Origin of the sequence: Stappia stellulata DSM 5886, assembly GCF_000423705.1 — a bacterium.
Lineage (GTDB): Bacteria > Pseudomonadota > Alphaproteobacteria > Rhizobiales > Stappiaceae > Stappia > Stappia stellulata.
On the sequence record NZ_AUIM01000011.1, the window covers coordinates 348,677 to 374,995 of the forward strand.

Consider the following 26,319-nt stretch of genomic DNA (forward strand, 5'->3'; position numbering starts at 1 on the left):
CGCATTAGCCGCCGAGCTGGCCCTTGGTGGACGGCACCCGTCCCGACTGCCTCGGATCGGCCTCGACCGCCTTGCGCAGGCAGCGTGCCACCGCCTTGAAACATGTTTCGGCGATGTGATGGCAGTTGCGTCCGGTGAGATTGGCGACATGCAGTGTGATGCCGGCGTTCATCGCGAAGGCGCGGAAGAACTCCTCGAAGAGCTCCGTGTCGAAGTCGCCGATCTTGTCGCGATCGAAGGCCACGTCCCAGACGAGAAAGGGACGTCCCGAGACGTCCATCGCGCAGCGCGTCAAAGCCTCGTCCATCGCCAGGTGGCAATCCGCATAGCGGGTGATGCCGGTCATGTCGCCGAGCGCGCTTTTCAGAGCCTGTCCGAGCGCGATACCGACATCTTCCGTCGTGTGGTGAGCGTCGATATGCGTGTCGCCGGTGGCGCGCACCGTGATGTCGATCAGGGAATGCCGGGCAAGCTGCTCGAGCATGTGGTCGAGAAACCCGACGCCGGTCGTCACCTGATAGGCTCCGGTGCCATCAAGCGTGAGGCTGACGGAGATGTCCGTTTCCTTGGTCGTGCGCGAGATCGTCGCGGTGCGCATAAGCAGCTTTTTCCTGTGGCGGCCTTGTGATCGGTGCGGGCCGGTGATCGCGAACCGGTGGCGAGGACTTCGCGGACCTGTTTCGCAGGTTGATGATTTTGCCTTGTATCAGGGCGCCGTGTTCATGGAAATACCTCGCTTCCGATCTGGTCAAGACCGCTGCCCTTGGCGTAAGAGTGCGAAAAGACAGCCAGTGACGCACGGAGACCCGCAAAATGCCCGATGACGCCTCGCCTGCTTCCTTCGCGCCCGCAAACGCCCGCGATCGTCTGATCGTCGGACTTGACGTTCCAACGGTGGACGAAGCCCGCGACATCGTGCGGCGGACGGAAGGCGCGGTCGGTACCTACAAGATCGGCATGCAGCTGCAGTTCGCCGGCGGGCTGGAGTTTGCCCGCGAGCTGGCGGAGGCCGGTCATTCCATTTTCCTCGACGTCAAGCTTCTCGATATCGACAATACGGTGGCAAAGGCGGTGGAGAACATTGCCCGCATGGGCATGCGCTTCGTCACGATCCATGCCTACCCGAAGGCGATGGCTGCTGCTGCCGATGCGCTGGCGGCCTCCGGCGCCAACCTGTGCCTTCTCGGGGTAACGGTGCTTACCTCGATGGACGAGGACGATCTTCATGCCGCCGGCTACGCCGGATCGGTTCCGGATCTGGTGCGCGCACGCGCCGCCAATGCAAGGGCCGCCGGCATGGGGGGCATCGTGTGTTCGCCGCAGGAAGTTTCCGACCTGCGCGAGGTTCTGGGCGAGGAGCTTGTGACCGTAACGCCGGGCATTCGACCCGCAGGCGCCCAGGCGGGCGACCAGAAGCGGATCATGACCCCGACGGATGCGATCAAGGCGGGAGCCGACTATCTCGTCGTCGCCCGTCCGGTGGTGATGGCATCCGATCCGCGCGCAGCGGCAGAGGCGATCGTGGCGGAGATCGACGCGGCCCTCTAGCCACTGCTCTTTTCGGCCTATCCGGCCGCAGCAGCTGGCACTTTGCCGGTTCCGGCGCTGTCCCCGCGCAGCGCATTTGCCAGATGGTCCGTCGCCGCCTGCAGGCCACCGGCGCCATGCGGGATCGACAGGGCCGAAAGCCCCATTTCGATGACGGCGAGCGCGCCGAGCACGGCCGGCGCGTTGACGTGCCCCATATGGCCGATGCGAAACCCGGTCCCGGTGATTTCTCCGATGGTCTCGCCAATGGTCAATCCGCAGGCGTCGAGACAAAAGCGCCGCAGCGCGGCCGGATCCCGGCCGGGCGTGAGAACGACCGTCACGGAATCGGCGCGCGTGTCCGGGTCGAGGATGTTGAATTCCAGCGCGCCGGCCTTCGACCAGACACCGACGCAGGCGCGCACTGCCTCCGCCAGCAGCCTGTGGCGCCTGTGCGCGCCATCGAGGCCTTCCGCCAGCAGCAGGTCGAGCGCCTTGCGAAAGGCAAAGATCATCTGCACGGGCGGGGTTCCGCAGTATTTCTTGTAATGCGCCTCGCCCTGGCGGAACGTCCAGTCCCAGTAGAGCGTCCTGAGGTTTGCGGTCGCGTGCGCCTCCATGGCGCGGCTGCCCGCGGCGATGAAGGAGAGACCTGGAGGGGTCATCAGGCCTTTCTGCGAGCCGCTCAGGGCGAGATCCACGCCCCAGGCGTCCATGTGGAACGGAACGCAGGCCAGCGAGGCGATGGTGTCGACCATGAACAGCGCCGGATGGCCGGCTGCATCAATGGCCGCGCGCAGGGCCGGGACGTCGTTGATCACCCCGGAGGCGGTGTCGATCTGAACCGTGAGGATCGCCTTGATGCGATGGCCGGTGTCGTGCTTCAGCCGCTCTTCCAGTGCCGCCGGGTCGACCGCGCGGCGCCAGTCGCCGGCAAGGATCTCGACGTTGAGGCCAAGCATTCCGGCGATCTCGCCCCAGCCTCTTGCAAAGGCACCCGATTCCAGTACCAGCACGGTGTCGCCGCGCGAGAGCGTGTTGCTAAGGGCCGCCTCCCAGGCTCCGTGACCGTTTGCGGCATAGATGAAAGTGTCGCCGGTCGTGTCGAAGATCGCTTGCAGATCGGACAGGCACCGGTCGGTCATGCCGACAAGCTCGCCCTCGCGAATGTCGATGGCCGGGCGGTGCATGGCCTGGAGGACCTCGTCGGGGACGGTCGTCGGCCCCGGGATCATGAGGATCTTTCTGCCGTTCGCAAGCGTCATGGATGTCTCTCCCGGACAGGAGCGGGGCGCGTTCGGGCACCTCGTCTGCAATGGATAAAAGAATGGGACGGCGGATCGCCCCCGTCGGGGACGAGTTTAAACGACGTTGAGCTCCTGGACAGGTCGATTTTCGGCCATGCGACCATGGGCCAGCGCACTTAGATCCAGCGTTCGATAGTCTCCATGCACAATCAGTTCGGCGAGGCCCCGCCCAACCGCCGGCGCCTGTTGAAGGCCATGACCGGAAAAGCCGGCGCAAAGGAGCAGCCCCGGCATGTCCTCGACCGGGCCGACGAAGGCATTGTGATCGAAAAGGTTCATGTCGTAATGCCCGGCCCAGGCAGCCCCGGGCTTGATCGCCTCGAAGGCGGGGATGCGATGGGCGAGCGTCGGCCACAGGTGCTCTTCGAAGAAGCCGTGATCGACGTCGAACTCCTGGCTTTCCGGGTCGGCCGTTTCCGGTGGCGCCGAGCCGCACAGGAAACCGGTCCCCTCGGGGCGCACATAGGTGCCGTTCGGGTCGATGAGCAGCGGACAGCCCTCGACCGCATCGCGGCAGTCGAAGGTGAAGATCATTCGCTTGCGGCTTTCCACCGGAAACGGGATCTCAAGGTCGGTGGCAATCGCGGCGGCGCCGCTTGCGCCGGCCGCATTCACCAGCCGATCGCAGGAGACGGTCGTGCCATCGCCAAGCGTTAGACGAAATCCGCCACCTTTGCGCTCGGTGCGGACCACCTGGGCCGCGAGATACGGCACGTCGCGCGCGCGTGCCGCCTTGCGAAACGCCTGCATCAGACCGTAGCCGTCGAACCAGCCTTCGCCCGTTCGCCCCCAGCAGCCGGCGGAGATGTCCTCGGTGTTGAGCCAGGGAAAGCGCCTGGCGAGGGCCTCTGGTTCGAGAAAGGCGATATCCGCCCCCATGCGGGTCTGCAGGGCGTGGTTTTCCTCAAGGATGGAACGCTTGTCGGGCGTCGCCAGGAACAGGTAGCCGCCTTCGTGCAGGTCGATTTGCGGCCGGTCGTTACCAACGGCGAGGCGGGCACCGATCTCGCGCAGGAAATCGATTCCGTAGAGCGAGATCTCGATGTTCACGGGGCAGGAAAACTGCTGGCGGATAGAGGCGGCGGAAAGCGCGGACGCGCATTTCGCGTAGGACGGATCCTTCTCGATCACCAGAAGGGACCCGGTGAAACCGGGGTCCGTCGCCAGGTGGCAGGCGATGGAGGATCCCATCACAGCGCCGCCGACAATGGCGACGTCCACGGTATGATCGCTCATGAAACCCTTTTGTGTGCGATGCGTCGGAAGTGCGGGCGCGCGTTCAGCGCACCCGCCGCGTCGGTGTCGACCCTGTCTCGATCAGAAAAATGCCTGAAGGCCGGTCTGGGCGCGGCCCAGGATCAGTGCATGGACGTCATGCGTGCCCTCGTAGGTGTTCACCGTCTCCAGGTTCTGCGCATGGCGCATGACGTGATATTCCTCCTGGATCCCGTTGCCGCCGTGCATGTCGCGGGCCTGACGGGCGATATCCAGTGCCTTGCCGCAGTTGTTGCGCTTGACGATGGAGATCATTTCCGGCGCGACGCGGCCCTCGTCGAACAGCCGGCCGACACGAAGCGAGCCCTGCAGGCCGAGCGCGATTTCGGTCTGCATGTCGGCGAGCTTCTTCTGGAAGAGCTGCGTCTGGGCCAGCGGCTTGTTGAACTGCTTGCGTTCCAGGCCGTAGTCGCGGGCGCGGTGCCAGCAATCTTCTGCCGCGCCCAACGCCCCCCAGGAGATGCCGTAGCGCGCGCGATTGAGACAGCCGAACGGTCCCTTCAGACCGGACACATTGGGCAGCAGCGCATCCTCGCCAACTTCCACATTGTCCATGACGATCTCACCGGTGATCGAGGCGCGAAGGGAGAGCTTGCCGCCGATTTTCGGGGCGGAGAGGCCCTTCATGCCCTTTTCCAGCACGAAGCCGCGAATGGCGCCGTCATGGGCGTCGGACTTGGCCCAGACCACGAAGACGTCGGCGATGGGGGAATTGGAGATCCACATCTTGGATCCCTTGAGCCGGTAGCCGCCGTCGATCTTTTCCGCCCGGGTGCGCATCCCGCCCGGGTCTGAGCCTGCGTCCGGCTCGGTCAGGCCGAAGCAGCCGACGTGTTCGCCAGAGGCGAGCTTCGGCAGGTACTTCTTGCGCTGGGCTTCGTCGCCATAGGCATAGATCGGATACATCACCAGCGACGACTGCACGGAGTTCATCGACCGGTAGCCGCTGTCGACGCGTTCGATCTCGCGCGCGACCAGGCCGTAGGCCACATAGGACGCCTCTGCGCAGCCGTAGGCTTCCGGCAGGGTCACGCCGATCAGGCCGAGTTCGCCCATCTCGTTGAAGATCTCGCGGTCGGTGCGCTCATCGGCATAAGCGGACAGGACACGCGGCTGGAGCTTTTCCTGCGCATAGGCGCGGGCGGTCTCCATGATCAGGATTTCATCCTCGTTCAGCTGGTCGCGCAGCAGGAACGGGTCGTCCCAGGCGAAACTGCCGCCGCCGGCGGGGTCGGATTTTCGGGTCGTCGCAGCGGTTGCAGTCATGATCTCTGTCTCCTTGCGGCTCATCCGGACGGCGGGTTTTGCTGGCGGTTCCCGCATCTCCAGCGGCGCGCGCCCCGGCCCGGTGCCTGTGTTCGATGTGGCCGAAGTCTCCGGTCTGTGCAGACCATCTTAAAGTGATATGTTGTCCCCACTTCATGAGCAAATGGAATAGGTTTTGAAACGCGGTTTCGTTCCCCATGCCGACAGTCTGATCGCCTTCGAATGCGCGGCCCGTCACGGCAGTTTCACCCGGGCGGCCGAAGAGCTTCACCTGACACAGGGCGCGATCTCCAAACAGGTTCGCCATCTGGAAACCCGGCTGGGGGTCGAGCTCTTCAAGCGCGTGCGTCAGCGCATCGTCCTGACCGATGCCGGGCGGCTGTATCTGCACGACGTGCGCGGCGCGCTGGAAAGTCTGACGGCGGCGACCCGGCAGGTGATGTCTTTTGCCGGGAACGCCGACGTGCTGAACCTGGCGACCTTGCCCTCCTTCGGCACCCGCTGGCTGGCCCCGCGGCTGGCGCGCTTCGTTGCCGGTTATCCGGCCGCAAGTTTCAATCTTGCGGTTCGCCTGCGACCGTTCGATTTCGCCAAGGAGCCTTTCGACGCGGCCATTCACTACGGCGATCCGGTCTGGGCGGGCGCGATTGCCGAGCCCTTGTTTCGCGAGGATGTCGTCGCCGTCGCCTCTCCCGGTTTCCGTGACCGGCATCGCATCGAGACGCCTGGCGACCTCGCGCCCGTCATGCGCCTGCACCAGTCAACGCGTCCGCTTGCCTGGCGACAATGGTTTGAACTGGCCGATGTCGAGACGGAGCTGGCGTTCCAGGGGCCACGGTTCGAGCAATTCGTCATGATGGCGCAGGCCGCGGCGAATGACTTCGGTGCAGCACTCGTGCCCCGTTTTCTGGTCGACGACGAACTGGCGGACGGACGGCTCGTGCAACTCTTCGATGTCGTGCTGCGCCTGCCGTCCGCTTATCACATCGTCTATCCGGAAAACCGGACGCTCAGACCGGTGGCCTCGGCATTTCGCGACTGGCTGCACCTGGAGGCGGCGCAATCGGGATGAGGCCGGTCTCACGGTCTGCGGACCCGCGCAGAAAACGAATGTCGCCTGGCGGCAAATAAGGGTTTGCACACCCGGCGAATCCTGTTCGTATCTGTGTGTCTTCTTTATGGAGATGCGGCGGTCCTGGCCGTGAGGTTCCCCCCTCCCTCCTTGCGGTCAGGACCATTTTTCTTTCGCCGCGATGGCGCGGATCGCAGTTGCCGTCCTAGCCGCAGGATGCGGTTGTGCCTTTGCCCCCGACCGACACATGCACCCGTGTAATGCCGCGGCTGAGAAACGCCAGCTCACGGGCCGCGCGTCGCGAGACGTCGATGACACGGCCGCGTACGAAGGGCCCGCGATCAACGATGGTGAGGTCGATCTTGCGTCCGTTGGCGAGGTTGGTGACGGTGACCTTCGTCCCGAACGGCAGGGAGCGATGCGCCGCCGTATAGGCCTCCGGATCCGCCATGACACCGCTGGCGGTACGCCCGGTGAGTTCGTACCAGGACGCCTTGCCGCATTCCGCCGATGCCGGAAGGCCAGCGGCAAAGGTCAGAATGCTCGTCAAAAGAACGTAGTTGAAAAGCTTGCGAATCACCGAATCACGTCCATAGTTTTAAAAAACACATTTTTAGCGGGCATTTTTGTCGAGTCTTTCGGCAGATTGAAGTGTCAATGTAAGACATGGCGTTTATTCATGACATTCTTGAGGCAGAAACGAAGGAAGCACCCTAGCGGAAAGGGATGGTGAGGCCTTCGTGTTCAGCCACGTGACGGGACGGGGATATGACGGATTTCGATGAGGAGGGCGATTCGGTCCTGGAGTGCGCCGATACTCCTGCATGTCTTCATGCCGCGATCATCATCGCGGCACGCGATCCGATCTATTTCTGCACGCCGGACTATGTGATCCGAGAAGCAAATCAGCCCTATAGCGAGATCGGCGGATACACCCGCGAACAGGCGATCGGTGAGACAGTCCCGACCATCGCCGGCGCACGAGCCTTCGAAAACAGAAAGCACTTTCTTGATAAGGCGCTCGCCGGTGAACCTGTGTCGCTTCAAGCCTGGGTCGTGATTCCGGGCAAGGGGCGGCGGTTTTTCGATGTTTCCTATCAGCCGGTGCGCGGAGCCGACAACACGGTCCTCGGCGTGGCCGCCTTCGGGCGCGACATCACAGACTTGAAGCGGGCCGACGAGGTTCTGCGGATGTACAAGAGCGTCATCTCGCAGATGAGCGACCGGATCTTCATCATCAGTCGCGAATTCCTGTACAAGCTGACCAACGAGAGCAACGCTGGCTGGTATGGCCACACGCCGTTGGAACTCATCGGCCGGCATGTCGCCGAATTCGTCGGGGCGCGCCGGTTCGAAACCGAGGTGCGTCCAACGCTCGAGCGCTGTTTCAAGGGACAGACGCTGGAGTATGATTTCGAGGATACCGACCCCTGCGGCCGCCCGGTGATTGTCGGTGCGCGTCTGGAACCGTTTCGCGATGGGGAAGGGGACATCGAAGGCGCGGTGGTGACCTTGCGCGACGTCACCGAGACGCGCCGCCTGTCGGAACGGCTCGAGCGACTTGCGCTTGCCGACGATCTTACCGGCCTTGCAAACCGGCGGGCATTCGAGACCTGGCTCGACACGCGCCTGCAATCGCTGGCCCAGGACGATGTGGCGCTGCGCGGTTTCAGTGTCGTTTTCATCGATCTCGACGACTTCAAGATCGTCAACGACACGGTCGGGCACGGGGCCGGCGACCGCTTTCTGGGCGGGATCGCCGAGCGACTTGGGGAATTCGGCTCCGACACGGTTCATGTCGCGCGCATTGGCGGGGACGAGTTCGGCATGGTCATCGACGGCGACGACCGGGAGACCGCGCGTGCCGTCTGTGCCAGGGTTCTGGCGATGTTCGACGGACACAGTTTCACGGCCGATGGCACCACGTTTCGCGGCGGGGCGAGCCTTGGCCTTGCCACGATCACGCCGGACCTGATCCGGGATGCGACATCCCATGTCGGCAGTGTGCTCCAATGGGCGGATCATGCCTGCATGCAGGCCAAGGCGGCTGGCGGACGCCAGATGGTCGAACACAGCGCCTTCGACCGGATCACTGCGCACCGCCGGGCAGAGATCCACCATCTGGCGATCATCGAACAGGCGCTGAATGATCCCGAACTGCTCTCGCTCCAGCGAATGCCGGTGAGCGACGTCGAGACCGGCGCGATCGTCATGCATGAGGCGCTCCTGCGGTTGCGCATGCCGGATGGATCCCTTCAGGGGCCGTCCATGATCCTGGCGACCGCGGAGCGGCACGGGATCATGCGCAATGTCGATCGCTGGGTCGTCAAGGCGGTCCTGGAGCGGCTGGAGGTCGCTGGGGCGGACTTGCCGGTCGCGTTCAACCTGTCATCCGATTCGCTTGGAAGTCCCGACTTCACGCGTGCCCTGCTGCACCGGCTGTCAGAGACACGCGGGGTCGCGCCAATGCTGGTCTTGGAGGTTTCGGAACGCTCGATCACCCAGCTCAATGCCTCGGCCTGGAAGTGTCTGGCCGATCTGCGCGGGCTGGGGTGTCGCATCGCCCTCGACGACTTCGGAAAGGGTTTTGCATCCTTCTCGCAGCTGCGGGAAAACACCTTCGACCTCATCAAGATCGACCGGGTGCTGACCGCGCAGATCGCCGGGGATCCGGTCAAGAAGGCCGCAATCTCGGGCATTGTCGGCCTGGCGGATGCGCTCAACCTGCCGACGGTGGCGGAATATGTGCAGGACGCGGAGACATTTGCGCCGCTGAAGGACCTCGGCGTGCGCTATGCGCAGGGGCATTTCATCGGCCGCCCCGAGCGCTGGCCGCTGCCAAGGGGCTGAGCGCTGCCGTCTTTCAGTCCGGTGCGTCTGTGTCTGAGGCGTCGTCGCGAGCAAAGGTTGCGTCCTCGGGAAAGCGTGACCGGGCTTCCTGGCGAAGGGTTGTAAACCCGCGTCTGTCGCCCGCAGCCCTGCGCGCCGACATGCGCAGCCGCCAGACATGTTTGCGCCAACGTTTCGGCAGGCCGCGAAGCACGGGGTCGCGATCAATGCGTGCCTGCGTGGCCGCCAGCTGCGTCTCCGCCCTGTCGAAATGCCGCGTCTGGATCAGGGCTTCGGCGGCAAGCAGGGCAAGCCCGGGATTGCGCGTCATGTAGGGATCGCCGTCCAGCGCCAGGGCGGCTTCCGGGCGCCCGACGGCGAATTCGGCGCCAGCCCGGGCGAAACGGGCGATGTCCTCCGGTGCATTTTCGCCGATAAGTCCGCGTTCGGCACAAAGCGCACCGAGGTCGCGATCAAAGCGGGTGATGAGTTTTCGGATGATGTTCAAGCTGTAGAGGTGGTCGTGACTGGCGTGGGACGAGCGCAGGATCAGCGTTCTTGCACGCGTCGGAAGACTGTCATGAAGGCATCGGGCCGCACCCTCTGCGTCGACGGCATCGAATATCCCGAACAGGAGGTGCACCAGGGGGCCGTCGCGGTTGTCTTCAAGCATCGACAGGGGATCGCGGGCGTCCGGATCCGCGTCCATCACCAGCCCGCTTTGGGTGCCGGGTCGTCCGAGGCGAAACTCCGGTCCGAAAGCATGGATCTCGCCGTCGCCTCGTCGAAGACCGGTCACAAGCGCGCCATAGGCGCCTTTCGAAGCGCCATAGTAGACGATGCGGGCGGGCCGCGACCCGTCGCAGGCCCGTGCGATGACGCGGTCGATCGCGTCGTCGCAGTTCCTGTACCAGTCGGCATCGGGGCCTTTCAGGAACAGGCAAGCGTGGCGCGTCTGCGCGAAAAGCCGTTCCAGACCGAAACGCCCATCGGCCACCCGCGCCTGCGAGAAAACGACGACGAGGATCTTTTCGCCCGTGCCTGCCACCTCTGGCGCAGGGCGGTAACGCCAGACAAGGCCGGTTTGCGGATCGATGCCGTCTTCGCGCAAGGCCGGGCTTCCTCGTCTTGGCAGTCTTGCCTTGCGTCCTAGATCTGTGGGCCGATCCAGTAACTCGACTGCGTCTGTTTGCGCGGGGTCCGGGATTCCGCGAGATGGGCCGTCTCGGGATCGAGCGTGGCGATGGCCTCGTATTGGGTCAGGAACACCTTGCCGGTCAAGTGGCGCAGGAATTCGGTGCCCTCCAGCCGGTCCATGACCGGGCCCTTGACCTCCGACAGGTGAAACGACACGCCCGAATCCGACAGCCGGCGGTTGATTTCCTCAAGGCTTTCCAGCGCGGAGGCGTCGATCTCGTTGACAGCCGGGCACATCAGCACGACGTGTTTCAACGCCGCCCGCTCGGCGACGAACTCCAGGATCCTGTCCTCGAGATAGCGGGAATTGGCGAAGAACAGGCTTTCGTCGACCCGGACGGACAAAACGGTTTCACCGGTCACGACGGCGTGGCGCTTGATGTTTCGAAAATGCTCCGTGCCCGGAACGATGCCGACGATGGCCATATGGGGGCGGGAATTTCGATAGAGATACAAGGCGATCGAGACACCGACACCGGTCACGACGCCGGTTTCCACGCCGAAGCCGAGCGTGACCAGAATGGTGCCGGCCATCGCCGCGAAATCGCTTTTCGAATAGTCCCAGACTTGGCGCAGGGCCTTCAGGTCGACCAGCGACAACACCGCGACGATGATCGTCGCGGCAAGCGTTGCCTGAGGCAGATTGGCAAGAAGAGGCGTCAGGAACAGGGTCGCAAGAGCAATTCCGACGGCGGTAAAGGCGCCGGCCGCCGGGGTGCGCGCGCCCGCATCGAAATTCACCACCGAGCGGGCAAAGCCGCCGGTTACCGGATAGCCGCCCGAGACTGCCGAGGCGATGTTGGAGGCACCCAGTCCGATCAGCTCCTGGTCGGGAACGATGCGCTGGCGGCGTTTTGCGGCAAGTGTCTGGGCCACCGAAACGGATTCCACGAAGCCGATCACAGAGATCAGCAGGGCGGGAACGGCAAGCTGCGTCCACAGGTCGAGGCTGAACGGCGGCAGGGTCGGCATCGGCAGGCCGGTTGGAATGTCTCCGATCAGCCGCACGCCCTTGTCGCCGAGAGAAAACACGACGGCTGCAAGTGTCGTCACAGCCACAGCGGCGACCGGCCCGGCCTTGGCGAGGATGTCGGACAGGCGAGGGCCGAGGCCGATTCCGACAAGCGCGGGCTTCAACCCCTTGCGCACCCAGAACAGAAAGGCAGTCGCCGGCACTCCGACCGCCAGCGTATAGGGGTTGATCTCCGGCAGGGCGCGCAGCAGCGCGGTGACGATTTCCAACAAGTTGTGACCGCTTGCCGAAACGCCGAGCAGGTGCTTGAGCTGGCTTGCTGCAATGATCAGGCCGCTGGCGGTGATGAAGCCGGAAATCACGGGATGGCTGAGAAGATTTGCCAGAAAGCCGAGCCGGAAGATCCCCATCGCCATCAGCATGAGACCGGAAAGGAACGCAAGCGCGATCGCCGCGCCGAGATACTCGGCCGTTCCCTGGGCCGCCAGATTGCCGACGGCCGATGCGGTCATCAGCGAGACCACGGCCACAGGCCCGACAGCCAATGCCCGGCTCGTCCCGAACACGGCATAGGCGGCGAGTGGCAGGATCGAGGCGTAGAGGCCGATCTCCGGCGGGAGCCCCGCCAGCAGGGCATAGGCGAGCGATTGCGGAATGAGCATGATCGTGACGATCAGTGCCGCGATCAGATCGTCGGCGGCGGTGTCACGGGTATAGCTGCGACCCCAATCGAGGATCGGCAGGTATCTGGCCAGCTGTTTCATCATCACGGTATGGGGGTTCCGGCCGTGGCGGGATGCGACGGCGCCGAGGCGGGGCGGCACACGGGAGCGCAAGACGGTTCCGCGTGCCGCGCCACGAAATATGGACGATCCGGCCGGGGGGCGCGTGGCAGCCCCGCCCCGAGCTATCCGGCCTGATTCATCCGCGAAAGGACAGGGCGCAGGCCGGACAGATCGTAGCCGGCTTCGCCCGCCCGGTTCACAAGCGTGTCCGCGTCCTGCGTCGCGGCCTGGGACAGGGCCCAGAGGTTGATCGAGCGCGTGCCCGTCCGGCAGTAGGCGAAGACAGGGCCGCCGGCCTCTTCCATCACCCGCCGGAAGCCGTCCACCAGTTCCGGGCCGATACCATCGCGTCCCACCGGCAATGCGGCATAGGTGAGGCCTGCCGCGCTGGCGGCCGCCTCGACAGCGGCGCCGGACGGCTGGTCCGGCGCCTCGTTGTCGGGACGGTTGTTGACAATGGCGACAAATCCGGCGTCGCGGATGGCCGCGACGTCTTCCGGCTGGATCTGGTGCGCGACGGTGATCGTTCCGTCAACCTTTGCGCTTTGCATGCATGTGTCCTTACAATTGATTGACCGGGACCTTCAGGAAGGTCTTGCCGCTCTCGTCCTCCGAAGGCAGCTTTCCGGCGCGCATGTTGACCTGTATCGAGGGGATGATCAATTTCGGCATGTCGAGGGTGGCGTCGCGCTCGGTGCGCATGGACACGAATTCCTCTTCGCTGATGCCGTCGCGGGCGTGAATGTTGTGCTCCCGCTCCTCGCCGACCGTCGTTTCCCAGCGGATGTCGCGGCCGTTCGGTCCGTAGTCGTGACACATGAACAGGCGGAAGGCTTCGGGCAGGCTCAGAACCTTCCGGATCGACCGGTAAAGCTCCGCTGCATCGCCACCGGGGAAATCGGCGCGCGCCGTCCCTCCGTCGGGCATGAACAGCGTGTCGCCGACGAAGGCGGCATCGCCCATCACGTGGGTCATGCAGGCCGGCGTATGGCCGGGCGTGTGCATGGCGAAACACGTCATTTCGCCGACCCGGTAGGTGTCGCCATCCTTGAACAGGCGGTCGAACTGGGACCCGTCGCGCTGGAACTCCGTGCCTTCGTTGAACACCTTGCCGAACATGTCCTGAACGACCTTGATGTTCTCGCCGATGCCGATCTTGCCGCCGAGTTTGTCCTGGATGTAGGGGGCGGCGGAAAGGTGATCCGCGTGAACGTGGGTCTCGATGAGCCAGTCGACCGTCAGGCCGTTCTCGCGAACATGGGCGACAATCCGGTCGGCGGATTCAAACGAGATCCGGCCGGCGGCGTAGTCGATGTCCATCACGCTGTCGACGATCGCGCAGGCCTTCGAGGCCGGGTCCTTGACCACATAGGAAATGGTGTTGGTTTCCGGGTCGAAGAACGCGGTGACGTCCGGACGGGTTTCGGCGTCGATCGGATAAGTCGCTTCGGTGGTCATGTCGGACCTCCTTTTCCGGTGAATGGTGTGTGTCAATGCATGTCAGCCTGCTGGCTTCGCCGCGCGCAACCGGGCGGCATCGATCAGCTTGACCAGCATCATGCCCGCAATCAGCGCAGTGACAAATATGACCGGTTCCGAACGCCCCAGGCCAAGCGCCGGGACAGCGCCCCCGGGGCAGAAACCGGCAATGCCCCAGCCCACGCCGAAAACAGCGGCGCCGCCAAGCAGCCTGACGTCGATGTCGTGTCTGGTCGGCAGGGAAAAGCCGCCGGCCAGCAGCGGATGTGATCGCGACAGGACCAGTCGGAAACCGATGGCAGTCACGATCAGCGCGCCGCCCATAACGAACGCCAGGCTCGGGTCCCAGGTTCCGGCGATGTCGAAAAAATTCAGTATTTTCGCCGGATTGGCCATGCCGGAAACAAGAATGCCGATGCCGAACACCAGGCCGATCGCGAATGAAAAGACAATCCGTTTCATGGCCTCAGCCTCCAATCACATGGCGAATGACGAAGACCGTAACGCCTGTCGTCAGCATGAACGTCAGTGTCGCGGCAATCGAGCGCGCCGACAGCCGGGCCATGCCGCAGACGCCGTGGCCCGATGTGCAGCCGCTGCCGTAGGAAACGCCGATGCCGACGAGGAGACCGCCGATCACCAGCATTCCGGTGGAGGATGGCACCTCGATGGCGGGCATGGAGCCCGTGGCAGCCAGCAGCACGGCGGGGGCGGTGATCATTCCCGCCAGGAAGGCGAGGCGCCAGCCCCATTCGCCAGAGGTTGGCGGCGGCAGCAGGCCGCCGATCATGCCGCTGATACCGGCAATGCGCCCAAGGGTCGCCATCAGCATCACCGATGCCAATCCGATCAGGATTCCGCCGGTGAGCGACAGAACGGGTGTGAATTCAGTCATGTCTCCTCGCGCCCCACGTTCGGAGGCGCCCCTTTTTGATCGCGGTGCCGAGGGGGCGGCCGCGCGTATCGATCACTGTCGAGCCGGGGGTGCTGCCGGCGTCCTTGATTGCAAATATATGAGACTATGCTAATTTAGCAAGTATGAATATTCAAAAGATGGAAATAAGCGCCGACAGAGCGGCGTCGATGCTGGCCTCCATGGCCAACTCCCGCCGTTTGATGACGTTGTGCCATCTTGTGGACGGGGAATGCAGTGTCGGGGTTCTCGCGCAACGGGTCGGCCTGAGCCAGTCGGCGCTGTCCCAGCATCTTGCCAAGATGCGGGCGCTGGGCCTCGTCGAGGCGCGGCGGCAGGGACAGACGGTTCACTACCGACTTGCCAGCAAGGAGGTCAAGACGGTGCTGGAGACCCTGCACGCGCTCTATTGCCCGTAGGGGCGCGGATCGGTCAGTCGGTCAGCGCTGCGGGGCGATCGGCGACCCGCCGAGCACGACGCTCGACCCGTCGTCGCGCGTGCGTGTCACAACGCCTGGCAGTCTGGGAAGCGGGTTTTCCCCGTCGTGGGGAAGATCCCTGTCGGCACGCGGCGTCGACAGTTCGTTCAGCGGGCGCAGGATCCGTTCGTGGATCAGCGATCCGACGTGAATGCGGGCCGAGGACATGCCGTCGGTCTCCACCCGGAACTGGCTCGGCCAGAGCCGCAGCACCCAGCGTCCACCGGGCGTGCCTTCCGGAGTCTCGAGACTGTCGTCGCGTTTGATCAGCACAAGCTCCGCGCCGCGTCCATTCTGGATTCGCGGCAGGGCAGGCAGGTCCTCCGGCGGTGTCTGTCCTGCCAGAAAGCCGGCGAATGTCGCAAGCGACCAGGCCGGCGCCGGAACGTAGCCTTCCGGTGCCAGCGCACGTGCGAGTGCGTCCGGATCTCCGGCCCATTGCACGATCAGGGGTTCCTCTCGTTCGCCGTTAAGCTCGATCCGGTGGGCAGGCAGTTCCCGCCAGCGCGTTTCGAGCCATGCGTCGCGACCAAGGACAATGGTGGGGCTGACCGGTTGATACATTGCCAGCCCGGATTCGAAATTGCGCATGACATGCGCGCTTCCGACGGAAATCATGGTGACGCTCACCAGGCCGGCCAGGGCCCAGCGGCCGATCTTCTCGTTGTGGATCGACCCGAACACAAAGGCGAAGGCCGCGACCATGGCCGTGCCGAAGGCAAGCCCGCCGATCACGTCGCTGACCCAATGCGCCCCGAGATAGACCCGCGAGAAGGCGATCGACCCGATCAGCGCAACGGCGACGGAGAAAACCCCGGCCTTGATCAGCGGCGAACGGTCGTGGGCGACGAGCACGGCGATGATGCCGTAGAGAACGGTGTTCAGTGTCGCGTGTCCCGAGGGAAACGACAGCGCGTCGGCGCCGGTATAGAGATCGATGGGCCGCGCGCGGTGGAGCAGGAGTTTCAGCAACGGCACGAAGACCGCAGCGCCGGCGATGGCGATCAGGAAGCCGGTTGCCCGTCGCCACGCCCGCCGAATGAACAGATAGACGATCACCACGCAGGCGACGACGGAGGTCACGATTCCGTCGCCGAGCATCGTCATCGTCGTCATGAACCCGTCGGCGGCCGGTGTCCGCAAGCCCTGGAAGAGGTTGCGCATTGCCGTGTCGGCCCGTTGCAATCCGTTGTCGGGCGAAATCGCCGCGGCCAGGGCGACAAACACCGGTACGGTGATCAGCAACAAGGTGGCGGAGACCAGCATGCCGGCGGAGCGCGGGTGGGCGGGGTCGAGCATGCGTGCAAACCATTTGGAAAAGCGGGACTTGCGCTGGGCAAGCCGCGCGACGATGCGGGACCGGCTGCCGGCATAGAGCGGCAGCACGATCAGGATCAGCCAGCGCGCCAGCATGACGGCAACGAACAGCACGACAAGGAAGATGCCGAGCACGGTGGCAAGTCGGCCGCTGATCTCGCCCAGCGCCCCGAACGCCGTGCCGGCCACGACGCCTGGCCCCAGATGGACGATCGTCCAGGCGATCGCGGAGGTGACGTTGATGACGGTAAAGCGGGTCGCATTCATGCCGACCATGCCGGCGATGCCGGGCACGATCGCTTTCACGCCGGGAACGAAGCGGCCGATGAACACACTCTTTCCGCCGTGCCGGAGGAAATAGGCTTCGCCACGTTCCACCAGCGTACGGTACCGGCTGAACGGCCAGACCGACTTGATCCGGTCCTTGTAGACATGTCCGATCCAGTAGGAAATGGCATCGCCGGCGATCGCTCCCAGCATCGTCCAGATGAAGATCGGCCAGGGATCGAGCTTGCCAAGTCCGACCAATGTGCCGGCGCCGACCAGAACCACCGTCGAGGGCACGACCATGCCAATCAGGAACAGGGCCTCGCCCATGGCGATCAGAAACACCACCGCATTGGCAAGCGTGGGGTTTTCGCCGATGAAGGTGACGAGTTGATTCAGGAGATCGGTCACGTGGTGTTGCTCGGCGTCACTGCGCTGCGGGGCGTCTGAAGAGACCGCGCGAGGCGGCGATTTCCGTCTACATGTACGCGCTCGCGCCCGTCGCGCCAATCCTCGACGGGCGGGATTTTCCGATCCGGTCCGTCAGAGCGTATCATCGACATGATTGCCCCGGCGTCCGCGCCGCGTCACTCTGGGGCTGTTCCGGTGCCTGTCGGGCGCAGGGCCGGCCGGTTTGAAGGAGTTTTGAGCGTGTTCAAGTCAGCCTCTGTGTCCGTTTCCCTGTCCAAGGCGGATTTCAAGAAGCGCGAACCGGCACTGCGCAGCGCGCTTCTGGACGCGCAGCAGGAGATGATCGCCTCGCGCGCCTTTTCCACGCTGATCGTGATTGCCGGGGTCGATGGCGCTGGCAAGAACGATGCGGTCGCGCGGCTTCACGAGTGGATGGATGTTCGCCATGTCGTATGCAACGCCTATGGGCCGCCCACCCGGGTGGAACGTCACCGGCCGGAAATGTGGCGCTACTGGCGGGACCTGCCGCCCCGCGGCAAGACCGCCATTGTCGTTTCCTCCTGGTACAACGATCCCTTGCGCGACCGGGTGCTCGGCCGCGACGACCAGTGCACCTTCGAGCAGCGTCTGGCCCGGATAAACCGGTTCGAGGCTTTGCTTGCCCATGAGAAGGTGCTGGTGCTGAAATTCTGGTTTGCGCTCGACGCAAAGGTACAAAAACAAAGACTGGATGCCCTGCGCGGTGGCAAGGCGCGCGCCCGGCGGATTCTCACCGAATGGGCAGACATCGAGCATTCGCCCGATGCCCAGGCCGTTTTTCAGGAGGCCGCGCTGACCACATCGACGGTCTCCGCCCCCTGGATGGTCATTCCCTCGGAGGACGCGGAAGCACGCGATCTGGCGCTTGGGCGCAGCGTCGAGCTTGCCATGACCCATCGCCTCGCGGCGGAGCCGGGCGAACCTGTTGCGGTACCCGCGGCGCTCGCCCGGCTGGAGCGGCCCAGTTCGGTCGAGGCGATCGACCTGGGAAAGCGGCTCGCCAAGGACCGCTATGAGGAGGAACTCGAGCACTGGCAACGCAAGCTTGCGCATCTCGTCGATCGCAAGGCCGCCCGCAAGCTGCCGCTGGTGGTCGTCTTCGAGGGCAACGATGCGGCCGGAAAAGGCGGCGCGATCCGTCGCCTGACCCGTCCAATGGATCCGCGGCGCTACCGGGTGCACCGCATCGGTGCGCCGAGCGATGAGGAACTGGCCCGTCCCTATCTGTGGCGCTTCTGGCGCAATGTCCCGCGAAAAGGTCAGACGGCGATTTTCGACCGGTCCTGGTACGGACGGGTTCTCGTCGAACGGGTGGAGGGGTTTTGCTCGGAGGCCGACTGGGCGCGCGCCTACAATGAAATCAATGCGTTCGAGGCGGATCTGCAGGAGGCGGGAACCCTTGTCGTGAAATTCTGGCTGGCGATCAGCAAGGAAGAACAGCTCGCTCGGTTCGAGGCCCGGCAGGAGACGCCTTACAAGCGTTTCAAGATCACCGACGAGGACTGGCGCAACCGGTTGAAATGGGATGCCTATGCCACGGCGGCGGGCGACATGATCGACCGGACCTCGACGGCCGGGGCGCCCTGGCATCTCGTGTCCGCGGAAGACAAGCGCCATGCGCGCGTGACCGTCCTGAAAACCCTGTGCAAGCGGCTGAAGGCGGCGTTGTAACTCAACGCGCGCGGGGCGCCGGCATGACGACATTGTTGCTGGCGGTGTTGGTGAACCCTCGCCGGAATTCCCTGGGCGCGACGCCGGTGTGTCCGGCGAACACACGCGAGAAATACGCAGGATCGGAATAGCCAAGCTGGAAGGCGACCTCGGCGATGCGGATCTGCGTGTAGGCCAGAAGGCGGCGCGCCTCCAGCATCTGCCGGTCCCGGATCAGCGCCGACGCCGACCTGCCGCGTGCCTGGCGGCAGACGCGGCTGAGGTGGGGCGCGGTGACAGAAAGGCGTTGTGCATAAGCGTCGACGGAGTGAAGGCGGGTATACTCGCTGTCCAGCAAGCCCTGAAAGCGGGCAAACAGCCGTCCGCCTGCCGTTGCGTGATGCGCTCCGCGCTCCGAGGCGGGCGGGCCATGACGCAGGATCCAGATCAGCAACAGGGTCACCTGCGCATGCAGCGCCTCCGTTCTGTGCGGCGCCGGCGTGCCATGCTCGCGCGCCAGCGCCTCGAGTGAAGGCGGTGCCTCGCCCGGATTGGTGAGGAGGAGGGGGTGCATCAGCTGGTGGACGCGGTCCACGGCCAGCCGGATCGGATTGAAAACGATATCGGGGAGGGTCACCACGACCCCTTCGGTGCCGGCTGTGAAATGAAACCCGTGGACGAGTCCCGCCGGAATACTCGCCAAAGTGCTGTCGTGCAGCTCATGAAGCGTGTCGCCGAGACGGATGCTGCCGCCGCCGCGGTCGATCCAGAAGATCTGGTGAAGCGCGGGGTGGCGGTGCGCCGCGATGCGCCATCGGCGAGGCCCGCTCCGCTCGTGCAAACGTTCGATATGCACAAGATCAGGAAAGCCCGCTTGGGCTGGCTCTCCCAGAAGGCCGTAGTCTGGCGCTGGATCAATCGTTCGGTTCATCCAAATATTAGAGCGATATTTCCATTCCCTTGTCCAGTCGCATGTCGCAAGGTGACTGAGGATCATCGGCCGTTGGTCAGGTGTGCGTCGTTTGGGATGCAGCCATGGCCGAAATGAAATGCCGGGGTCCCCGCACCCATCGATTACAGAAATGACCGCTATGACCATTCCGGACAAAACCCAGGTTCTGATCGTCGGGGGTGGCCCTGCAGGGCTGCTTCTCGCGCAACTCCTGCATCGCGAAGGCGTCGATACTGTTGTTCTCGAACGCCGCGCCCGTGACTATGTGCTTTCGCGCATTCGTGCCGGCGTTCTTGAGCAGGGGACGGTCGACCTCCTGCGCAGGGCCGGCGTGGCATCGCGGCTGGACCGGGAGGGTCTGCTGCACACCGGTGTCGAGATCGCGTTTCACGACGAACGCCTTCGCATCGATCTTGACGACCTGACCGGCGGGCGAAGCGTCACCGTTTACGGCCAGACCGAGGTGACCGCCGATCTCTATGCCGCCCGTGACGCGATGAACGGCGTCGTCGTGCACGAGGCCGAGGACGTCGCCTTGCACGATGTCGACGGCTCGTCTCCCTACGCCACCTTTCGCAAGGACGGGACGACGCATCGCATCGACTGCGCCTTCATTGCCGGATGCGACGGGTTTCACGGCGTCGCCCGCGCGACGATCCCCGCCGATATCCTGAAAACATACGAGCTGGTCTATCCCTTCGGATGGCTCGGGGTCTTGTCGGATGTGCCGCCGGTGCATGACGAACTCATCTATGCCGGCCACGAAAACGGCTTTGCCCTGTGTTCGATGCGCTCGCTCACCCGGAGCCGCTATTACATCCAGTGTTCGCTCGACGAGAAGGCCGAGGACTGGTCGGATGACCGTTTCTGGGCGGCCCTGGCCGCTCATTTGCCGAGGGATGTTGCCGCGCGGCTGACAACAGGCCCTTCGATCGAGAAAAGCATCGCGCCGCTGCGCTCCTTCGTGGTCGAACCGATGCGACACGGACGGCTCTTCCTTGCCGGCGATGCGGCCCACATTGTTCCGCCGACCGGAGCAAAGGGGCTCAACCTCGCCGCGTCCGACATTCATTATCTCTCCGAGGCGCTGGTCGCCCATTTCACCCGGCAGGACGACAAGGGACTGGAGACCTATTCCGCCCGCGCCCTCGCCCGCGTGTGGAAGGCCGAGCGCTTCTCCTGGTGGATGACGACGGCCCTGCATCGCTTTCCCGAAAAGGGGGCATTCGGCGCACGCCTCCAGCAGGCGGAGTTCGACTATCTCGCCTCCTCGCGCGCGGCACAGCAATCGCTTGCGGAAAACTACGTCGGCCTGCCGTTTTAAAGGGGCGCCTTCAGCAAGGGGCCGGTTGCGACCGCCTTCATGCGCGGGCCGCGGTCTCATTGACCGGCGAAGGGGCTTGAGGTGACTGGGGTTTTTGCCGACACTCGCGCTCCTGCTTGTCTCCCGTGCAATGAGTCGTCTCATGTTCCTTGATCTGCTCGTGAAAAACGCCACCCTGCCCGACGGCCGTTCCGGCGTCGACATCGCCTGTTCGAAGGGGCGGATCACGGCGGTCGAGCCCGGGATCGCGGCCGAGGCCGCGCGCGTGATCGATGCGGGCGGACGTCTGGTCTCGCCGCCCTTCGTCGACAGCCATTTTCACATGGACGCGACCCTGTCGCTCGGCCTCCCGCGGATGAACGAGAGCGGCACGCTGCTGGAAGGCATCGCGCTTTGGGGCGAGCTCAAGCCCCTGCTCACCGTCGAGGCGGTGGTGGAGCGGGCGCTGCGCTATTGCGATCTCGCGGTTGCCCAGGGTCTGCTCGCCATCCGCAGCCATGTCGACGTCTGCGACGATGCACTGACCGGGGTCGAGGCGCTGCTTGAGGTGAAAAAGCAGGTCGCGCCCTATCTCGATCTCCAGCTTGTCGCCTTTCCGCAGGACGGGCTCTATCGCTCCGCGACGGCGGAGCGCAATCTGCTGCGCGCGCTCGACATGGGCGTCGATGTCGTTGGCGGTATTCCCCATTTCGAACGCACGATGGACGACGGGGCCCGCTCGGTTCGGGCCTTGTGCGAGATCGCCGCCGAGCGCGGGTTGATGGTCGACCTGCATTGCGACGAAAGCGACGACCCGCAGTCGCGTCATATCGAGACGCTGGCCTATGAGACACAGCGTCTCGGACTGCAGGGGCGGGTCGCCGGGTCGCATCTCACTTCGATGCATTCCATGGACAACTACTATGTGTCCAAGCTGCTGCCCCTGATCGCCGAGGCCGGGGTGCAGGCCATTGCCAACCCGTTGATCAACATCACCCTTCAGGGCCGTCACGACACATACCCCAAGCGGCGCGGCCAGACCCGGGTGCCGGAAATGCGCAGCCAGGGCATCAATGTCGCCTTCGGCCACGACTGCGTGATGGATCCCTGGTATTCCATGGGGTCCGGCGACATGCTGGAAGTGGCCTCCATGGGAATGCATGTCGCGCAGATGATGAGCCGCGATGCGATGCGCTATGCCTTTGACTGCGTGACCGTTCAGCCGGCCAGGATCCTCGGGCTTGAGGGATATGGCGTGGAGGTCGGCTGCAACGCCGACTTCGTCCTGCTGCAAGCGGCCGATACGATCGAGGCGATCCGGCTGCGCGCGCGTCGGCTGGCGGTCGTTCGGCGCGGCCGGGTGATCGCGGAGAGCGCTCCGGCGGTCACGCGTCTTGCAATCGAAGGCCGCCCGGACATGGTGGACGCGGCCGCCTATGCGCCGGGGCGCTAGACGCCTGCGTTGGCTGAGAATTCGAGCAAGCAGGACACGGCAATGAGCGAGGAAAGCGACGAGAGGCAGACGGTGTCCGGCACGGGCGGGAGCTTCGTTCCGCCCTATCCCGCGCGGCCGGAACTCGAACCCTCCGTGCTTGAACTGATTCAACTTGCTCGACAAAGCCTTCTGTCCGTGTGGACACAGCGCTCCTTCACCCGGCCCTGGTTGAAGCTCACCGTGCTGCGTCGCCTGCTCTTCATCTGCAACAGTCCCCAGACGGTGCAGGAAGCCTTTGTGCGCAAGCATGCGATCTATGAGCGCAAGAGCCCGCAGATGCGCCACGCGCTGGAGCCGTTGATCGGCGACGGCTTGTTCGTCTCGGACGGGGAAACCTGGCGCCGTCGCCGGCAGATTGTCGCGCCGATCATTCATGCCTCGCGGGTTCCGGCCTTCTTTCCGGTGATGGCGGAGACGATTGCCGAGCGGCGGGCTGCCTGGTCCGTGCGCGGCGATGGCGCTTCCGTCGACATGCTGGAGGAGATGGCGCATCTGACGGCGGAGATCATCTGCCGCACGATCTTCGGGCGCGAGCTCGGTCGCGACTATGCCGCCGAGGTCGTGGAGAGTTTTACCGCCTACCAGCGCCATATCGACCAGATCGACATTCTGTCGCTGCTGGGCCTGCCGGACTGGATTCCCCGGTTTCGCAGCCGGGCGATCAAGCGAGCGGTCAAGCGCATCGATACGGTGCTCGAGGAGATCATCAGCAGTTACGAAAGCCGTGCGGGCGGCGGCGAGACCTCGGTGATCGGCGGGCTGCTCGACGCTCGTGACGAAGACGGCCGCCCCCTGTCGCGTCAGGCAATCCGCAACGAGGCCGCCGTCATCTTCATGGCGGGCCATGAAACCACCGCCAACACGCTTGCCTGGGCCTGGTTCTTGCTATCCCAGGCACCGGCGGTGCGCGCCAAGCTGCATGCCGAGGTCGACGCGGTCAGTCCGGACGGGGATCCGGCGTTTGAAGACGTATCCCGCCTGACCTATACCCGCGCGGTGATCGAGGAGACCTTGCGGCTTTACCCGCCCGTTCCCATTCTGGCGCGCGAGGCCGGTCAGGACGACAGGATCGCCGGCGTCGAGATCCCGAAGGGATCGATCGTCATGGTCGTGCCATGGCTGTTGCACCGCAATCCGACGCTTTGGGATCGCGCCGATCATTTCGAGCCGGAGCGCTTCCTGGGAGCCGCCCGGGGCGGCCAGTCGAAGTTCGGCTATGTTCCCTTCGCCATCGGTCCGCGCATTTGCGCGGGTCTTTCCTTCGGTCTGACGGAATCGATCCTTTCGCTTGCCATGCTCGCGCGCGCCTTCGATCCCCAATTGGAACCGGGTACAGACATCCAGCCGGTCAGTCGCCTGACCCTGCGCCCCGGCGAGCGACTGCCGATGCGGTTGCGCGCGCGTGGTGGATAGGGAGTTCACGATGGAGCGGCGCGTTCCGGACGTCTCCTTCGAGGAAACATGCGCCCCGGTCCCGGTCGCACCGCCTTACCTTGGCGTCTTCGCGGGGGGAGAGCCCGGTCGCCAGGCCCGCCGATACCACCTCGTCGAGACGCCGTCCGGCCTCTTCAAGACCGCTCTTCATGAGCTCCTGCGCCGCTGTCCTGTGTGGCTTGCGCCGCTGATTGCCCGTCGTCTCGCGCCGCTGTCCCGTTTCCGGTGCCGCCGGCGGATCTTTGCCCGCCGGATCGATTTCAATCTGGCCGAGCTTCATCCCCGGGCGCCGCTTGATGCCGCGGATCTTGAGGCGGCCTCGCGCAGGTGGTGGACAGGAGCGGGCGAGGTCCTTGCCGAATATGCCACGCTCGAACGGTTGCGGTCTGCTGGCCGGGTGGAGATCGAAGGCTGGGAGGAGATTCGCGCCCGATTGCCCATCGGCATGCCCGTCGTGTTCGCCGCGGTGCATCTTGGGCCATTCGAGTTGGTATTCGAGGTCGTGCGCAATGGCCTGGGGCGAAATATCGTCGCGACCTGGCAGCCAGAACCCTCACGTCATGCAAACGAGATCTTGTCGCGTCTGCGGGGCCGTTATGGCTGTCACATCTTCCCGCCGGGGCAGCGTGCGGCGCGCCACCTGCGCCGGCTGGTCGTCGGCGAAGGGTTCGATGCGCTGCTGTTTGTCGATGAGGTGCGCGACCGGCAGATCCATTTGCCTGCCTTCGGCCGCGACTTGCCAACGCGTGGCAACGCCGTCATCGCGGTGAAGCTTGCGTTGAAAACGGGCGCGCCGCTGGTGCCCGTCCATGTGCTTCGCATCGCCCCGGCACGCTACCGCTTCGTGGCCTCGGCGCCGCTCGATTTCGACCGCGACGGGGCGGGCAGCGACCCGCTCGCGTGCGGTGTCGCTGCCCTCGACTGCCATTTCGCTCCCATCGTCCGCGCAAACCTCGAGCAATGGTGGATGCTTTCGCAGGTGCGTTTGCCTGACTTCGTCGCCCGGCCGAAGCGTACCGCCCGCGATCAATAAAGCCAGCGTACCAGGAAGAGCGTGAGCGAGGGAAACAGCACCAGGATCGCCACGCGCGCGATGTCACTGGCGATGAAGGGAACGACGCCCTTGAACGTCTGGCTGAGCGGGATGTCCGGGGCCATCGAGTTGATGACGAAGAGGTTCATCCCCACCGGTGGCGTTATCAGTCCCACCTCCACGACGATCAGCACGATGATGCCGAACCAAAGGGCGAATTCCTCCGGCGGCAGGCCGAAGTCGAGCACCGAGACGATCGGGAAGAAGATCGGAATCGTCAGCAGGATCATCGACAGCGAATCCATGATGCAGCCGAAAATCAGATAGCACACGAGGATCAGGACCAGGACCAGCCATGGGCTGAGGCCAAGGCCCGCGACATAAGCGGCGGATTGTTGCGGTAACTGGGAAAAGGCGAGAAACCCGTTGTAGACCGTTGCACCGAGCACGATGAAGAAGATCATTCCGGTGGAGGCTGCGGTGGACAGGAAAGAATCCACCAGTCCCTTGCGGTCGAGGCCGCCTTTCCAAAGTGCGACAAGGCCCGTACCGGCCGCACCGACGGCCGCGCCTTCCGTCGGCGTGAAGATGCCGGAATAGATCCCTCCGATCACGGCAATGAAGATGAGCAACACCGGCCAGACGGCGACAAGTGCCGCCCCGCGCTCTGACCACGGTGCCCGCTCGCGGTGGCCGGCGCTGTCGGGGCGAAACCGCACGTAAAGCGAGACGGTGAGCATATAGCCGGCTGCCGCCAGGATGCCCGGCACGAAGGCGGCCATGAACAGCTTGGCGATATTCTGTTCGGTCAGGATGGCGTAGATGACGAGGACGACGGAGGGCGGGATCAGGATGCCGAGCGTTCCGCCGGCCGCCAGGCAGGCCGTCGACAGCGCGCCGGAGTAACCCGCCCGACGCATCTCCGGCAAGGCCACCTGCCCCATGGTGGCGGCGGTTGCCAGGGACGAGCCGCAGATTGCACCGAAGCCGCCGCAGGCGGCGACCGCTGCCATGGCGACACCGCCGCGCCGATGGCCGACAAAGGTTTCGGCCGCCCGAAACAGCGCGCGGGACATGCCGCCCCGTGTCGCGAACTGACCCATCAGCAGGAACAGCGGCACGATCGACAGCGAGTAGTTTGAAAAGGTGCTGTAGACGATCGACTTGAGTTGGCCCAGAACCGGCGCCGTGGTTCCGGTCACCAGCGTCGTGCCGGCGACGCCGATCACGAACATCGCGAGCCCGATGGGCAGCCGCAGGAAAATCAGGACCAGCAGGACCGGGATCGACCAGAGCCCGTATTCGAGAGACGTCAC

23 protein-coding genes are annotated in these 26,319 nt (G+C 64.6%); 9 read left to right on the forward strand and 14 right to left on the reverse strand.

Annotation, left to right across the window (positions count from 1 at the left end; translation table 11 throughout):
* Window positions 1–4 precede the first annotated feature (4 nt).
* Window positions 5–598, reverse strand: coding sequence for an imidazoleglycerol-phosphate dehydratase HisB (gene hisB, locus G572_RS0109150; RefSeq protein WP_029058205.1), 594 nt, complete (start codon window positions 596–598; stop codon window positions 5–7).
* Between the two features lie 215 nt (window positions 599–813).
* Here hisB and pyrF point away from each other — a divergent pair, with 215 nt between their 5' ends.
* Window positions 814–1,548, forward strand: coding sequence for an orotidine-5'-phosphate decarboxylase (gene pyrF, locus G572_RS0109155; protein WP_037546288.1), 735 nt, complete (start codon window positions 814–816; stop codon window positions 1,546–1,548).
* 17 nt (window positions 1,549–1,565) lie between these two features.
* Here the strand turns inward: pyrF and G572_RS0109160 are convergent, their stop codons facing one another.
* The 3 genes from G572_RS0109160 to G572_RS0109170 all read right to left on the reverse strand — a co-directional run bounded on the left by G572_RS0109160 (window position 1,566) and on the right by G572_RS0109170 (window position 5,375).
* A complete protein-coding gene (locus G572_RS0109160; RefSeq protein ID WP_029058207.1) occupies window positions 1,566–2,792 on the reverse strand; it encodes a pyridoxal-phosphate-dependent aminotransferase family protein in 1,227 nt (408 codons plus the stop codon).
* 96 nt (window positions 2,793–2,888) lie between these two features.
* On the reverse strand, window positions 2,889–4,070 hold the full coding sequence (locus tag G572_RS0109165) for an NAD(P)/FAD-dependent oxidoreductase (RefSeq protein ID WP_029058208.1): 1,182 nt from the start codon (window positions 4,068–4,070) through the stop codon (window positions 2,889–2,891).
* An 81-nt stretch (window positions 4,071–4,151) separates the two neighbouring features.
* Complete coding sequence (locus G572_RS0109170) at window positions 4,152–5,375, reverse strand: acyl-CoA dehydrogenase (protein WP_029058209.1); 1,224 nt, start codon at window positions 5,373–5,375, stop codon at window positions 4,152–4,154.
* 175 nt (window positions 5,376–5,550) lie between these two features.
* On the opposite strand from G572_RS0109170, the gene G572_RS0109175 reads away from it, so the two are divergent.
* Window positions 5,551–6,447, forward strand: a complete 897-nt coding sequence (locus G572_RS0109175; RefSeq protein ID WP_029058210.1) for a LysR substrate-binding domain-containing protein — start codon at window positions 5,551–5,553, stop codon at window positions 6,445–6,447.
* Window positions 6,448–6,652: 205 nt separating this feature from the next.
* Here the strand turns inward: G572_RS0109175 and G572_RS0109180 are convergent, their stop codons facing one another.
* Window positions 6,653–7,027, reverse strand: a complete 375-nt coding sequence (locus tag G572_RS0109180) for a septal ring lytic transglycosylase RlpA family protein (RefSeq protein ID WP_342664763.1) — start codon at window positions 7,025–7,027, stop codon at window positions 6,653–6,655.
* Window positions 7,028–7,215: 188 nt separating this feature from the next.
* Here G572_RS0109180 and G572_RS23255 point away from each other — a divergent pair, with 188 nt between their 5' ends.
* Entirely contained in the window at window positions 7,216–9,297 is a 2,082-nt protein-coding gene (locus tag G572_RS23255) for a sensor domain-containing protein (protein WP_037546290.1), read from the forward strand.
* Between the two features lie 13 nt (window positions 9,298–9,310).
* On the opposite strand, the gene G572_RS25425 is transcribed toward G572_RS23255, so the two are convergent.
* From G572_RS25425 to G572_RS0109215, 6 genes are all read right to left on the reverse strand, one after another.
* On the reverse strand, window positions 9,311–10,387 hold the full coding sequence (locus G572_RS25425; protein WP_051242059.1) for a hypothetical protein: 1,077 nt from the start codon (window positions 10,385–10,387) through the stop codon (window positions 9,311–9,313).
* A gap of 38 nt (window positions 10,388–10,425) precedes the next feature.
* The gene (locus tag G572_RS0109195; RefSeq protein WP_029058212.1) at window positions 10,426–12,210 is read right to left on the reverse strand and encodes a SulP family inorganic anion transporter; all 1,785 of its coding nucleotides are present in this window, start codon (window positions 12,208–12,210) and stop codon (window positions 10,426–10,428) included.
* 143 nt (window positions 12,211–12,353) lie between these two features.
* Complete coding sequence (locus tag G572_RS0109200; RefSeq protein ID WP_029058213.1) at window positions 12,354–12,782, reverse strand: protein tyrosine phosphatase family protein; 429 nt, start codon at window positions 12,780–12,782, stop codon at window positions 12,354–12,356.
* A gap of 10 nt (window positions 12,783–12,792) precedes the next feature.
* Complete coding sequence (locus tag G572_RS0109205) at window positions 12,793–13,689, reverse strand: MBL fold metallo-hydrolase (RefSeq protein WP_037546292.1); 897 nt, start codon at window positions 13,687–13,689, stop codon at window positions 12,793–12,795.
* Window positions 13,690–13,731: 42 nt separating this feature from the next.
* Entirely contained in the window at window positions 13,732–14,172 is a 441-nt protein-coding gene (locus tag G572_RS0109210; protein ID WP_029058215.1) for a DUF6691 family protein, read from the reverse strand.
* A 4-nt stretch (window positions 14,173–14,176) separates the two neighbouring features.
* Window positions 14,177–14,605, reverse strand: a complete 429-nt coding sequence (locus G572_RS0109215; RefSeq protein WP_029058216.1) for a YeeE/YedE family protein — start codon at window positions 14,603–14,605, stop codon at window positions 14,177–14,179.
* A gap of 158 nt (window positions 14,606–14,763) precedes the next feature.
* Between G572_RS0109215 and G572_RS0109220 the strand changes: the two genes are divergently transcribed.
* Window positions 14,764–15,042, forward strand: coding sequence for an ArsR/SmtB family transcription factor (locus G572_RS0109220; RefSeq protein WP_245566189.1), 279 nt, complete (start codon window positions 14,764–14,766; stop codon window positions 15,040–15,042).
* A 21-nt stretch (window positions 15,043–15,063) separates the two neighbouring features.
* On the opposite strand, the gene G572_RS0109225 is transcribed toward G572_RS0109220, so the two are convergent.
* On the reverse strand, window positions 15,064–17,097 hold the full coding sequence (locus G572_RS0109225) for a bifunctional DedA family/phosphatase PAP2 family protein (RefSeq protein ID WP_029058218.1): 2,034 nt from the start codon (window positions 17,095–17,097) through the stop codon (window positions 15,064–15,066).
* Between the two features lie 240 nt (window positions 17,098–17,337).
* Between G572_RS0109225 and pap the strand changes: the two genes are divergently transcribed.
* Window positions 17,338–18,807 (forward strand): polyphosphate:AMP phosphotransferase, encoded by a 1,470-nt coding sequence (gene pap / locus G572_RS0109230; RefSeq protein WP_029058219.1) that lies wholly within the window; start codon window positions 17,338–17,340, stop codon window positions 18,805–18,807.
* Window position 18,808: 1 nt separating this feature from the next.
* Here the strand turns inward: pap and G572_RS23265 are convergent, their stop codons facing one another.
* Window positions 18,809–19,885, reverse strand: a complete 1,077-nt coding sequence (locus G572_RS23265; protein ID WP_084649970.1) for a helix-turn-helix domain-containing protein — start codon at window positions 19,883–19,885, stop codon at window positions 18,809–18,811.
* Between G572_RS23265 and pobA the strand changes: the two genes are divergently transcribed.
* From pobA to G572_RS0109255, 4 genes are all read left to right on the forward strand, one after another.
* Window positions 19,878–21,062: a 4-hydroxybenzoate 3-monooxygenase gene (gene pobA, locus G572_RS0109240; protein WP_029058220.1), complete on the forward strand. Its 1,185-nt coding sequence runs from the start codon at window positions 19,878–19,880 to the stop codon at window positions 21,060–21,062. The two genes, G572_RS23265 and pobA, sit on opposite strands and share 8 nt — an antisense overlap.
* Window positions 21,063–21,204: 142 nt before the next feature.
* Window positions 21,205–22,494 carry an amidohydrolase family protein gene (locus G572_RS0109245; RefSeq protein ID WP_029058221.1) on the forward strand — a complete coding sequence of 430 codons (1,290 nt, stop codon included), beginning with the start codon at window positions 21,205–21,207 and terminating at the stop codon, window positions 22,492–22,494.
* Window positions 22,495–22,536: 42 nt separating this feature from the next.
* On the forward strand, window positions 22,537–23,949 hold the full coding sequence (locus G572_RS0109250; RefSeq protein WP_084649971.1) for a cytochrome P450: 1,413 nt from the start codon (window positions 22,537–22,539) through the stop codon (window positions 23,947–23,949).
* 193 nt (window positions 23,950–24,142) lie between these two features.
* Entirely contained in the window at window positions 24,143–25,003 is an 861-nt protein-coding gene (locus G572_RS0109255; RefSeq protein WP_169391300.1) for a lysophospholipid acyltransferase family protein, read from the forward strand.
* Here G572_RS0109255 and G572_RS0109260 read toward each other — a convergent pair.
* Window positions 24,997–26,319, reverse strand: a complete 1,323-nt coding sequence (locus G572_RS0109260) for a TRAP transporter large permease (protein WP_029058224.1) — start codon at window positions 26,317–26,319, stop codon at window positions 24,997–24,999. The two genes, G572_RS0109255 and G572_RS0109260, sit on opposite strands and share 7 nt — an antisense overlap.

What these genes read in the sequence shown, in the direction of transcription:
- G572_RS0109170 (WP_029058209.1), bottom strand. Translation starts at nt 5,375, where the DNA reads ATGACTGCAACCGCTGCGACGACCCGAAAATCCGACCCCGCCGGCGGC.
- G572_RS23255 (WP_037546290.1), top strand. Translation starts at nt 7,216, where the DNA reads ATGACGGATTTCGATGAGGAGGGCGATTCGGTCCTGGAGTGCGCCGAT.
- G572_RS0109195 (WP_029058212.1), bottom strand. Translation starts at nt 12,210, where the DNA reads ATGAAACAGCTGGCCAGATACCTGCCGATCCTCGATTGGGGTCGCAGC.
- G572_RS0109200 (WP_029058213.1), bottom strand. Translation starts at nt 12,782, where the DNA reads ATGCAAAGCGCAAAGGTTGACGGAACGATCACCGTCGCGCACCAGATC.
- G572_RS0109165 (WP_029058208.1), bottom strand. Translation starts at nt 4,070, where the DNA reads ATGAGCGATCATACCGTGGACGTCGCCATTGTCGGCGGCGCTGTGATG.
- pobA (WP_029058220.1), top strand. Translation starts at nt 19,878, where the DNA reads ATGACCATTCCGGACAAAACCCAGGTTCTGATCGTCGGGGGTGGCCCT.
- G572_RS0109250 (WP_084649971.1), top strand. Translation starts at nt 22,537, where the DNA reads ATGAGCGAGGAAAGCGACGAGAGGCAGACGGTGTCCGGCACGGGCGGG.
- pyrF (WP_037546288.1), top strand. Translation starts at nt 814, where the DNA reads ATGCCCGATGACGCCTCGCCTGCTTCCTTCGCGCCCGCAAACGCCCGC.
- G572_RS0109210 (WP_029058215.1), bottom strand. Translation starts at nt 14,172, where the DNA reads ATGAAACGGATTGTCTTTTCATTCGCGATCGGCCTGGTGTTCGGCATC.
- G572_RS0109220 (WP_245566189.1), top strand. Translation starts at nt 14,764, where the DNA reads ATGGAAATAAGCGCCGACAGAGCGGCGTCGATGCTGGCCTCCATGGCC.
- G572_RS0109160 (WP_029058207.1), bottom strand. Translation starts at nt 2,792, where the DNA reads ATGACGCTTGCGAACGGCAGAAAGATCCTCATGATCCCGGGGCCGACG.
- G572_RS0109205 (WP_037546292.1), bottom strand. Translation starts at nt 13,689, where the DNA reads ATGACCACCGAAGCGACTTATCCGATCGACGCCGAAACCCGTCCGGAC.
- G572_RS0109215 (WP_029058216.1), bottom strand. Translation starts at nt 14,605, where the DNA reads ATGACTGAATTCACACCCGTTCTGTCGCTCACCGGCGGAATCCTGATC.
- G572_RS23265 (WP_084649970.1), bottom strand. Translation starts at nt 19,885, where the DNA reads ATGGTCATAGCGGTCATTTCTGTAATCGATGGGTGCGGGGACCCCGGC.
- hisB (WP_029058205.1), bottom strand. Translation starts at nt 598, where the DNA reads ATGCGCACCGCGACGATCTCGCGCACGACCAAGGAAACGGACATCTCC.
- G572_RS0109245 (WP_029058221.1), top strand. Translation starts at nt 21,205, where the DNA reads ATGTTCCTTGATCTGCTCGTGAAAAACGCCACCCTGCCCGACGGCCGT.